This window comes from Marisediminicola senii, assembly GCF_011057645.1.
Lineage (GTDB): Bacteria > Actinomycetota > Actinomycetes > Actinomycetales > Microbacteriaceae > Marisediminicola > Marisediminicola senii.
The window spans coordinates 1-9682 of sequence record NZ_JAALGE010000072.1 but is presented as its reverse complement, the minus strand read 5'-3'; the positions used below and the strand labels follow the sequence as shown (position 1 = coordinate 9682).

The 9682-nt window shown below is 70.9% G+C and carries 7 protein-coding genes; 4 read left to right on the top strand and 3 right to left on the bottom strand.

All coding sequences use genetic code 11. From position 1 onward, the window contains the following. Positions 1 to 334: arsenate reductase/protein-tyrosine-phosphatase family protein (locus G5S38_RS14675; RefSeq protein WP_456237999.1), on the bottom strand; the 334-nt coding region annotated here is incomplete at its 3' end. Positions 335 to 478: 144 nt separating this feature from the next. Here G5S38_RS14675 and G5S38_RS14670 point away from each other — a divergent pair. Genes G5S38_RS14670 through G5S38_RS14655 form a run of 4 tightly spaced genes read left to right on the top strand, consistent with a single transcriptional unit; the run spans position 479 to position 5190 of the window. Then, positions 479 to 1465 carry a glycosyltransferase family 2 protein gene (locus tag G5S38_RS14670; protein ID WP_165070206.1) on the top strand — a complete coding sequence of 329 codons (987 nt, stop codon included), beginning with the start codon at positions 479 to 481 and terminating at the stop codon, positions 1463 to 1465. After that, the gene (locus tag G5S38_RS14665; protein WP_165070203.1) at positions 1465 to 2970 is read left to right on the top strand and encodes a polysaccharide biosynthesis tyrosine autokinase; all 1506 of its coding nucleotides are present in this window, start codon (positions 1465 to 1467) and stop codon (positions 2968 to 2970) included. The genes G5S38_RS14670 and G5S38_RS14665 overlap by 1 nt, the downstream gene beginning before the upstream one ends. Positions 2971 to 2977: 7 nt before the next feature. Next, positions 2978 to 4081, top strand: a complete 1104-nt coding sequence (locus tag G5S38_RS14660) for a glycosyltransferase (RefSeq protein WP_165070200.1) — start codon at positions 2978 to 2980, stop codon at positions 4079 to 4081. After that, entirely contained in the window at positions 4078 to 5190 is a 1113-nt protein-coding gene (locus tag G5S38_RS14655; RefSeq protein WP_165070198.1) for a glycosyltransferase family 4 protein, read from the top strand. Before G5S38_RS14660 ends, G5S38_RS14655 begins: the two co-directional genes overlap by 4 nt. A gap of 127 nt (positions 5191 to 5317) precedes the next feature. Here the strand turns inward: G5S38_RS14655 and G5S38_RS14650 are convergent, their stop codons facing one another. Beyond that, positions 5318 to 6280 (bottom strand): glycosyltransferase, encoded by a 963-nt coding sequence (locus G5S38_RS14650; protein ID WP_235929107.1) that lies wholly within the window; start codon positions 6278 to 6280, stop codon positions 5318 to 5320. 6 nt (positions 6281 to 6286) lie between these two features. Further along, positions 6287 to 9562 (bottom strand): PKD domain-containing protein, encoded by a 3276-nt coding sequence (locus G5S38_RS14645; protein WP_165070195.1) that lies wholly within the window; start codon positions 9560 to 9562, stop codon positions 6287 to 6289. Positions 9563 to 9682 lie beyond the last annotated feature (120 nt).

Below are 9682 nucleotides of genomic sequence, written 5' to 3'. Positions count from 1 at the left end.
CGGCCTCCGAGATCGTGAACGTCCTGGCGCGCGCGCCCGGCACGAGGCGGGAGACGGCGCTGCGGTGCGCGGCCTCCGCGGTGAGGATCAGGTCGGCCCCCTCGATCGTCGACACGTCGAGCGGTCGGGACGCGTGGCCGAGGATGGGGAACCCGCCGTCGGTTGCCATGGCAGCGGCGACCTCGCACGCGGCGGCACCGTGGTGCGCCCGCGATCCGGCACTGCTCACCGTGATCGTCGTGCCGGGGTCGGCCGCCACCAGCCGGTTCGCCAGCAGGGCGGCGGCGAACGGCGAGCGGCACACATTGGCCGTACACACCACGAGAACGCGCATTTCACCACTCCATCCGGTCCCGACTGCACGCGGTATCGAGGTCCGGTTCCCGTCGTGCTGCCGATCATAGCTACGTGCCAGGATGCCCCGGCGGCTAAGCTCGGCGAACGGCTGTCGACCGACGGCCTCGGGCAGGAGCTATCGATGGGCGATGCTTCGGCTACCGACCGCGCGCTCGCGCTCATCGTGGTCAACTACGGCTCGCACGACCTCGTCGCCGAGAACCTCGCCTCGCTGCGGTTCGCCGGGCTGGCGGCATCCATCGTCGTCGTCGACAACTACACGACCGACGCCGAGCGCGACGCGGTGCGTCAGCTCTGCGCGAGCCGCGGCTGGACCCTTGTCGCCCACGACGACAACGTCGGTTTCGGCGCCGGCGTCAACGCGGGGGTCGCCGCCGCACACCGCATGGGCTGCACGGTATTCATGCTGCTTAATCCGGATGCCGCCATCACCGACGAGACCGTCGCGGCGCTGCACCGGCTGTCTGTCGACCACCCCATGACCGTGTTCAGCCCCACTGTCGTGCGACCCGACGGGAGCCGCTGGTTCGACGGCGGCACCGTTCTGGTTCGCGAGGGACGCACGAGTACTGCGCCCGGTACGGACAGCTCGGCCCCCGGCGGGTGGCTGTCCGGCGCGTGCCTCTTGGTGCACCAAGAGCTGTGGCAGAGGGTCGGCGGATTCGACGATTCCTACTTTCTATACTGGGAAGACGTCGACTTCTCGTGGCGGTGCGTGGCGGCCGGGGGGCGACTCGAGGTGGTGCCGACCCTCGAGGTCACGCACGCCGTGGGCGGCACGCAGGGCGCGTCGGCCGCGCGGGGCGCGGGCAAGTCGCCCACCTACGTCTACTTCAACTGCCGCAACCGGTTGCTGTTCGCGGCTTTGCACCTGACCCGGCGACAGGCCGCGCGGTGGCTGCTCGGCAGCGTCGGGTACGCGTGGGCGGTGCTGCTGCGCGGTGGCGGGCGCCGCGGCATCCTGAATCGGCCCGTCGCGCTGCCCGCCGCCGCCATCGCCGGTACCGTCGCCGGGGCATCGCACCTGATCCGGAGGCTCCCCGCGGCGCGGCGGGCGGCGAACAGCCGGGCGGATACGATGATGGACACCGGTCGGGGAGGACAGTAGTGGAAGCCAACGAGTACGTCGAGGCGCTGCGCAAGCGATGGCTGCTCATCGTGGCGATCGGCCTGCTGGCTGCCGGGCTGGCGTTCGCCGTGGCCTCGTCACTGCCCACCATCTACCGCGCGACCAGCAGCGTCTTCGTCGCGACGCAGCGCGGCGAGACCACCTCCGAGCTCGTGCAGGGGTCGACGTTCACCCAGGCGCAGGTCGAGTCATACGCCCAGCTCGCCGACCTGCCGATCGTGCTCGAGCCGGTCATCGCCGAACTCCAGCTGCCGGTCACCGCCGACGCGCTCGCCGAGCAGGTGACCGCAGACATCCGGCTCAACACCGTGATCATCGACATCACGGTCTCCGACCCGTCGCCCGAGGCTGCGGCATCCATCGCCAATGCCGTTACCGCGTCGCTCAAGACCACCACGGAACAACGGCTGTCGCCGCAGGGGGCCGGGGAGGCGCCCGTCATCTCGATGGAGACGGTGTCGGCCGCGAAGGTACCGACCGGCGCCTCGTCGCCGAACACCCGGCTCATCGTGCTCACCGGCCTCGTCGGCGGCCTCGCCCTCGCCATCGGGGGCATCCTCGCCCGCCAGTTCCTCGACACCCGGGTGCGCAGCGAACGCGACCTCGAGCGCTCGAGCGAGAGCCCCGTGCTCGGCGTGATCGGACGCCAGGACGCCAAGCACACCGCCACGATCGTGATGCGCACCGACCCGCACAGCCCGCAGGCCGAGGACTACCGGCGCGTCGCCACCAACCTGGAGTTCGCGAACGTCGACGACCCGGTGCGCTCGGTCGTCGTGACCTCGGCCTACCCCGGCGAGGGAAAGACCACCACCGCCGTCAACCTCGCCCTGGCCATGGCCGACCGGCTCGGCCGGGTGCTGCTGATTGACGCCGACCTGCGCAAGCCGTCGGTCGCCGACTACTGCCAGATCGACGGGTCGATTGGACTCACCTCGCTGCTCGTGGGCAATGCGACCCTCGACGACGCCATCCGCCCGTGGGGCGGCGGCCTGATTGACGTGCTGCCGTCGGGGCTCGTTCCCGCGAACCCCAGCCAGATGCTCGGATCGGTGGCCATGGCCGACCTGTTCGCGCACCTCGCCACCCGCTACGACTTCATCGTCGTCGACAGCGCTCCGCTGCTGCCCGTGACCGACACGCTCTCGCTGGCGAAGATCGCCGACGGCACCGTGCTGGTCGCCCGCTTCAAGAAGAGCCGGCGCCAGGAACTGCAGATGGCGGTGCGCTCGCTCGAGCAGGTCACCGCACCCGTGCTCGGCTTGGTGCTCAACGGCATGGTGTCGCGCCGCGCGGTGTCGTACTACGGGTACACCGACCCGGCGGGTGCTGGTGCGGCGGGTGCCGCGGTTACCGCTGTCGTCGATGCGGGTGGGAGCACCGGTGCCGGCGCGACCACGGGTTGGGTGCCGGCCCCCGCGGTGATGCCGCCGTCGGCCGACCAGGCCGGTCCGGCAGACCCGGCGCGGCCGCGCCGCGCCTAGGCCGCGCGTGACCGACCCGCGCAGGGGCGACGGGCAGCGGCCTCTCGTCGTGATGAATGCGGTGCCGTTCGTCCGCCCCACCACGAATCCGTTCCTCAGCCAGCTGCTCGCCGCCATCCCGGGCGACGGGGTCACGACCGTGCCGTTCTCCTGGCGCCGGGTGGCGGCCGGCCGGTTCGACGTGCTGCACCTGCACTGGCCCGAGAACCTGCTCGACGGCAGGCCAGGGCCGGCACGCACCTGGTGGCGGCGCCTGCGGCTGCTGCTGCTGCTCGCCCGGCTCGGCCTCACCAGGTCGGTGCTGGTGCGCACCATCCACAATGTGGCCACCCACGAAGCGCGGGCGCCGGTGGACCGCTGGCTGCTCGGTCGACTCGACGCCCGCACCGCGATGTGGATCCGGCTGAACCCGCACACCCCGGTGCCCGGAGCCCGGTCGAGGCAGGAGCCGGCGAGTCGGGTCATCGTGCACGGGCACTACCGCGACGTGGTTCCGGCGGATGCGGCGGTGGATGCATCGCCCGATTCCACCACTCTCGCCAGCGTTGCCGCCGAGCCCGTCAACCTGCTCACCTTCGGCCTGCTGCGGCGCTACAAGGGCATCGAGCACCTCGTCGAGGAGTTCGCCGCGGTTCCCGGGCACGGGCTGCGACTGCGGGTGATGGGCAAGGCCGCCGACCCGGAGCTCGAGGCCGAGCTCATCGCCCTGGCCGGCGCGGATCACCGGGTGGAGCTGGCGCTCGGGTATGCGAGTGACGCGGCGCTGGCGGCATCCATTCGAGCGGCGGAGCTCGTGGTGCTGCCCTACCGCGCCATGCACAATTCGGGCGCGCTGCTGCTGGCCCTGTCGCTCGACCGCCCGGTGCTGGTGCCGGAGAACCCCGTCACGGCAGACCTCGCCAGGGAGGTGGGGGCCGGATGGGTGCGCGCCTATGCCGGGCCGCTCACCTCCGACGTGCTCGCCGCGGCCGTCGCCGACCTGCGCGATGGGCCCCCGACTGGCCGGCCCGACCTCTCGGCACGCGACTGGCCGGCGATCGGCGCCCAGCACCGCGACGCCTACCGCCACGCCGCCGACCCGCGCCACCACCGATCGGGGAGAACGCCATGAGGGCACCACGTCGCACGGTCGTCTTCGTGCACTCGTCGAACGAGATGTTCGGGGCAGACAGGATGCTGCTGCACGTCGTCGACACGCTGGCCGGGCACCCCGACCTCACGGCCGAGGTCTGGCTGCCAGCGGATGTCGAACGCTCCGCCGACTCCGTGCAGCAGCACCTCGAGGAGCGCGGCGTCACCACGCGCGTGCTGCCGACCCCGATCCTGCGGCGCCGGTACCTCACGCCCGCCCACCTGCCTGGCCTGATCGCCCGCACTGCGACGCTGTGGTGGCGGCTGCTGCGCGCGCGGCCAGCGATCGTGTACTGCGCCACCAGTGCCGCGCTGCTCGCCGCGCCGGTCGCGCGACTCGCCGGGAGCCCCCGCGTGATCATGCACATGCAGGAGATCTGGAGCCCGTCCGACGCGAGGGTGCTCGGAACCCTGGCCTCCGCGTGCACCGATATCGTCGCGATCTCGACCGAGTCGGCCTCATCGATGCCTGGCCGCCTGCATCGGAGGGTGACCACGATCGTCAACGCCGTCGCCGACCGGGCGACACCGCCGCCCACGCCGGTTGACGAGACCGTCGGCCCGATGCGCTTTCTCGTCGCGAGCCGCTGGAATTCCTGGAAGGGACACGCCACCCTGCTCGCCGCGTGGGATTCGCTCGACACCCCTCCCGGCCAGCTCGTCATCGTCGGGTCGCCACCTGAGCTGGGTACCGCGGTCGACGTCGTCGGACTGGTCGCCGCGCTCCGACACCCGCAGAGCGTGACCGTGGTCGGGCAGGTCACGGACACCATCGAGTGGATCGACCGCAGCGACGTCGTCGTCATGCCATCCGACGATCCAGAGCCGTTCGGCCTCGTCGCGGTCGAGGCGTTCAGCCGGCGCAGGCCGGTCATCGCGTCGGCGGGCGGCGGCCTGGGGTCGATCGTCACGCCGGGGGTCGACGGGCTGCTGTTCACGAACCGCTCGGTCGCCGAACTCGCCGACGCGCTGGCGAGTATCGACCGGCCGCGCGCCCGCCGGATGGGGGAGGCGGCCAGGGCCACGTTCGTCGACCGCTACGCGATCGACCGGTTCAGCCGCCAGTTCGGCGAACTGTGGTCGCGCTGAGCGCTGCGGCAGTCGCCGGCGAACCCGCCGCCGGGCCCGCGTGGGCGCCGACCGCCGCGTCACCCGCCGCTCCGACCGCCGAGACCGCCGCCGCGACAACCAAGACCGCCGCCGCACTCACTGCCGCTCAGGCCCGGCGGTACTCCACGTAGGTCGACCCGACGGAGCCGGCGAGGATGCCCGCCCCGCGCGCCACCGTGCGAGCGCCCCTGGCCCGCAGGTCCATGCGCTTGGTCACCATTCCCGCGACGACGCGGAAGGCACCGCCCAGTACCCGCACCGCCCCGCGGATGCCGAGCCAGATGCGTGCGAACCCACTGTGCAGCGGTGTCGGCGCGAGTACCAGCGACGTGCGCATCCAGGTGTTGCCGCTCCGGAACGCCCGGCGCATCACCCAGCTGCGGGTGAGGCGCGCCGACGGAACGACGTCGATCACGATCGCCTCGTCGCACCAGGTCATCACGCCGCCGCGGTCGTGCAGCTGGCGGGTGAACAGGGTGTCCGACCCGCCGCTGAGGCCGAACCGCTCGTCGAACGCGAGGCGCAGGCTGCGCACCTGTTCCATGTCGAGCAGCAGGTTGTTGGTCGCGGCGGTGTCCACCGCGGTTCCCGTGGGCATCCTTCGCCGGTCGAAGAACCGCCCGGCCACGATCCACGGGTCGAGTTCGTCGGCGAATTCCGACACCACGGGCCCGACGACCGCGGCGCTCCCGGTCTGCCGCCAGACCCGCACGAGGTGCTGCAGCCACTGTTCGACCGGACGCTCGTCGTCGTCGATGAACACCAGCAAGTCGGTGGATGCCGCGGCCGCGAGTGCCGCGTTGCGTGCCGCCGCGATGCCGGGCGACGGCACGTGCAGGTACTCGATGGTGTCGGGTTCCCCGTGCGCCTCCACGAGGCACCGCGCGCCCCCGGCGGGGTCGTTGTCGACCACGAGCACGCTGGCGTGGGCATCGCGAATCGACTGCGCCTGAGCGAGCAGCATGGGGAGGAGCGCACCAAGGTCGTCGTTCCTCTGGTGGGTGAGGGCGACGATCAGGATGCGTTCCCCGGTGGAGGGCGCGGGGGTGCCGCGGGAATGGTGTGACACGGGAGGCTACTGCGCGCTTCTCGTGGCGGTGAGGTTGTCGAACGTGGTGGTGAGCGGGATGGCGGTGGAGCTGCCGGAAAGGTAGCTTGCGACTCCGATGTGACCGGCGGCCTGCAGCGAGGCGGTGGTGTCGGTGGTGGTCAGCTGCCACGCCGCGGGTTCGGTCGTGCCGGTCTTCCAGACCTTGGCGCGGATGGTGGTCGGAGCGGTCCCGACGACCTGCATGCGGATCTGCAGCTTGTCGCCTGTGGCGTAGGTCAGCCCGGAGACGACGGCCGCGTTGGTGGTTGTGCCGTTGCGCTGCAGCTGCACGTTCACCTGCCCGTTCGCGGCGATCACGGCGCGGGTGCGGTAGTCCTCGGTGCCGACGCGGCGACCGATGAGGGAGACGAATGTGCCGCCCCCGGTCGACGCCTGCTGCAGCGATGTGGTGACCTGAACGTCGGTGTCGGTCGAGCTGACCGCCGTGAGGTAGGACGAGAGCGTCGCGCCGGCGCTGGGCGAGCGCAGCTTGGCTACACCCTCCCCGACGCTGAAGTTCGCGGCGCCACCGGCGACGCTCCACGCCCCACCGGTCTGCGCCGAGCCGAGTCCGCTGGCGGTGGTGCGCTCGAACGCGTCGGTCGCGATCGCGGCCGGCGTTGCGGGCGGCTGCGGTACGACGGGGGCGGTCACCGTCACGGCCCGGGTCGACGCTGTGGTCGCCCCGTCGTCGTCGGTCACGGTGAGGGTCACCGTGTAGGTGCCCGCGGCGGCGTAGGCGTGGTTCGCGGTGGCGCCGGTCGCCGAGTTGCCGTCGCCGAAGGTCCAGGCGTGCGAGGCGATCGTGCCGTCGGAGTCGGTCGACGCAGTGCCGTTCACGGTGACGGTGAGGTCGGTCGCGGATGCGGTGAACGACGACACCGGGGCGACGTTCGGGGCGGTGGAGGTGCGGCCGGCGAGTACGAAGTGCCGGTCGACGATGCGTGCGCTCACGGCTTCGTTGTAGATGGCGACCTCGTCGATGGAGCCGTTGAAGTACTTGTTGCCACTCCAGCTGGAGTCCCCGCCGATGCGCCAGTAGCCCTTGTAGGCCTGACCGGTGGTGGTATCGGTGCGCTGGGCGACCTGCTTGCCGTCGATGAACAGCTGCATGCCGGTCGGGCCGAGGTTCGCGACGACCTGGTGCCACTTTCCATCGTTGAGTCCGGGGGCACTCTGGATGGTGCGCGCCACGGTCGGGTACGCCCCGAACATCACGCGCCCCGCGCCGTCCATGTAGATGCTGCGGTCGTGCGAGCCCGAGTCGCCGGTGCGGGAGTTGCCGAAGCCGACGATCTTTCCCCCGCCGGTGCTGGTGGTCGTGAACCACGCCTCGATTCCGAGGGTGTCGTCGGCCTGGGTGGCGGTCTGCGATGCCACGACTCCGGTCACGCCGCTCGACGAACCGGAAAAGGTCGTCGCGGTATCGGTGTCGCCGGCGATGGCGCCGACGGCTCCGCGTCGCACGGCGGATCCTGCGACGGCGTCGCCCGATCCGACCCAGTTGCGCACGGCGGTTCCGCTGCCCTCGCCCAGGCGCCAGTACGCTGCCGGGCTGTCGTCGAGCACGCCGCGGGCGTAGTCACTCATCACGGCGGTGCCGGAGGCGGTCGCGGTGATCGGGTCACCCCAGGCGACGTTGCCGTTCGGGTCGGTGGCACGCAGGCGGTAGGTGTGCGTCGACCCCGGGGCCAGGCCCTCGTCGAGGAAGCTCATGGTCGGGCGGTCCCACCAAATGCGGGAGGACCCGACGACGGTGTGCACGGGGCTGGCGTTCACGCCATCGCGGATGACGTCGTAGGTGAGGTACTGGTTGTCGCGGTCGTAGTTTGCGAGCCACGACAGCTGCACAGTCCCGGTGGCGATGGAGGTGGCGCTGGGCTTGAAGCTCGCGCCGCCGAGTCGGGGGCCATCCTTCTTCGGGGCGATCTCCGGTGAAGCGAAGCGCACGATGCCCTGCTGGTTCGTGCTGTTGACCTTGGTGAACTCGCCGGCGTAGAGCACGTAATCCTCGTTGGCAGTGACGTCCCATGCACCCTGGCTCATTCCGGTGAACGTGCCCGTGTTGATGTCTGGCCACCAGTTGAGCAGCGACGGGGTCGGGGTGCCAGGCACATCCGGGTAGTTGTAGGGGTCGTCGGTGTTGACGCCACCCGAGCCATTCTTCGACCACGCCATGGCGCGCTGGTAGATCTTCGGATTGGTCTCCGGGAACCCGCCGCTGTTGCCGCAGTAGTGCGCGTGCGACGCGGTGTAGACGACGTCGGAGGTCGCGGCGACGGAGTAGGTATCTCCGTGACAGTCCTCGATCCAGACCAGGTCGCCGTTCTTCCAGTCGGCGCGGAACGCGCCCTCCAGTGTGCCGGTGCCGCCGAAGTGGTAGCCGGTTCCGTAGACGCTGTCGCCGTCGGAATCGAGGCTGTAGATGGATGCACTCGTGCCGGCGTTTCGCACCGACGAGTTGATGTTCCACGGCATCGACGCGCCCGTGGTCGCGGCGACGGCGCCGAGGCCGAAGCCGGGGTTCGACGAACCGTTGAGGGTGGTGAAGCTCCCGCCGAGAACGACCTTGGTCTCGTCAGGAGAGATGACCATCGACGACACTCGTCCGCCCTCAGCGACCGGGGCGAACGGCTGGAGGGCGCCGGTCGACGCCGAGACGGCTCCCGCGCGGACGCGGGTGGAGTTGGCGAGGGTGGTGAAGTTACCGCCGATGTAGACGGTGCTATTGGTTGCGACCACTGATTCCACAGCACCGTTGGCGGTGGGGGCGAACGACGTGACGAGCTTGCCGGTCGCGACGTCGAACGCGGCCACGCGGTAACGGTTGATGCCGTTCACCTGCGTGAACACGCCGCCGATGTAGACGCGGGTGCCGTCGGGCGACGTTGCCACCGACTTGATCTCCCCGTTGACGGTGTGCGCGAAGGAGGTGATGAGCTCACCGGTGCGGATGTCGTAGGCGAGCAGGTTGGAGCGGGGAACGGTGTTCACGCCCGCTGCGGCCCCGGCCGGGCGCGCCGTCGTGAACTTGCCGCCCACGTAGACGGTGTTGCCGACGATCACCTGGTCCCAGACCACGCCGTCGATCTGCACGGTGGGCAGGGGGTCGGATGACACGGTCTGCGGCGCACCGCCCTGGGGGGAGGTGTCCGCGACCGCCGCCGTGCTGCCGGTCGTCGCGACGACGAGCGACATGAGCATCACGGCGATGGTCAGGATCGAGAGGGCGGGGCGGGAGTGAGGCTGAGTGGAGCCCATGATGTTCCTCGGGTGGGTCGGGGGTGACCTGCGGTGGGTGATCGCCGGTCGGTGGGGGGAGTCGGGGTGGGGTGCGTGCGGTGCGACGTGCAGAGGGGGAGCCGCGGTGACGGCGGGGGG

What these genes read in the sequence shown, in the direction of transcription:
- G5S38_RS14645 (WP_165070195.1), bottom strand. Translation starts at nt 9,562, where the DNA reads ATGGGCTCCACTCAGCCTCACTCCCGCCCCGCCCTCTCGATCCTGACC.
- G5S38_RS14670 (WP_165070206.1), top strand. Translation starts at nt 479, where the DNA reads ATGGGCGATGCTTCGGCTACCGACCGCGCGCTCGCGCTCATCGTGGTC.
- G5S38_RS14655 (WP_165070198.1), top strand. Translation starts at nt 4,078, where the DNA reads ATGAGGGCACCACGTCGCACGGTCGTCTTCGTGCACTCGTCGAACGAG.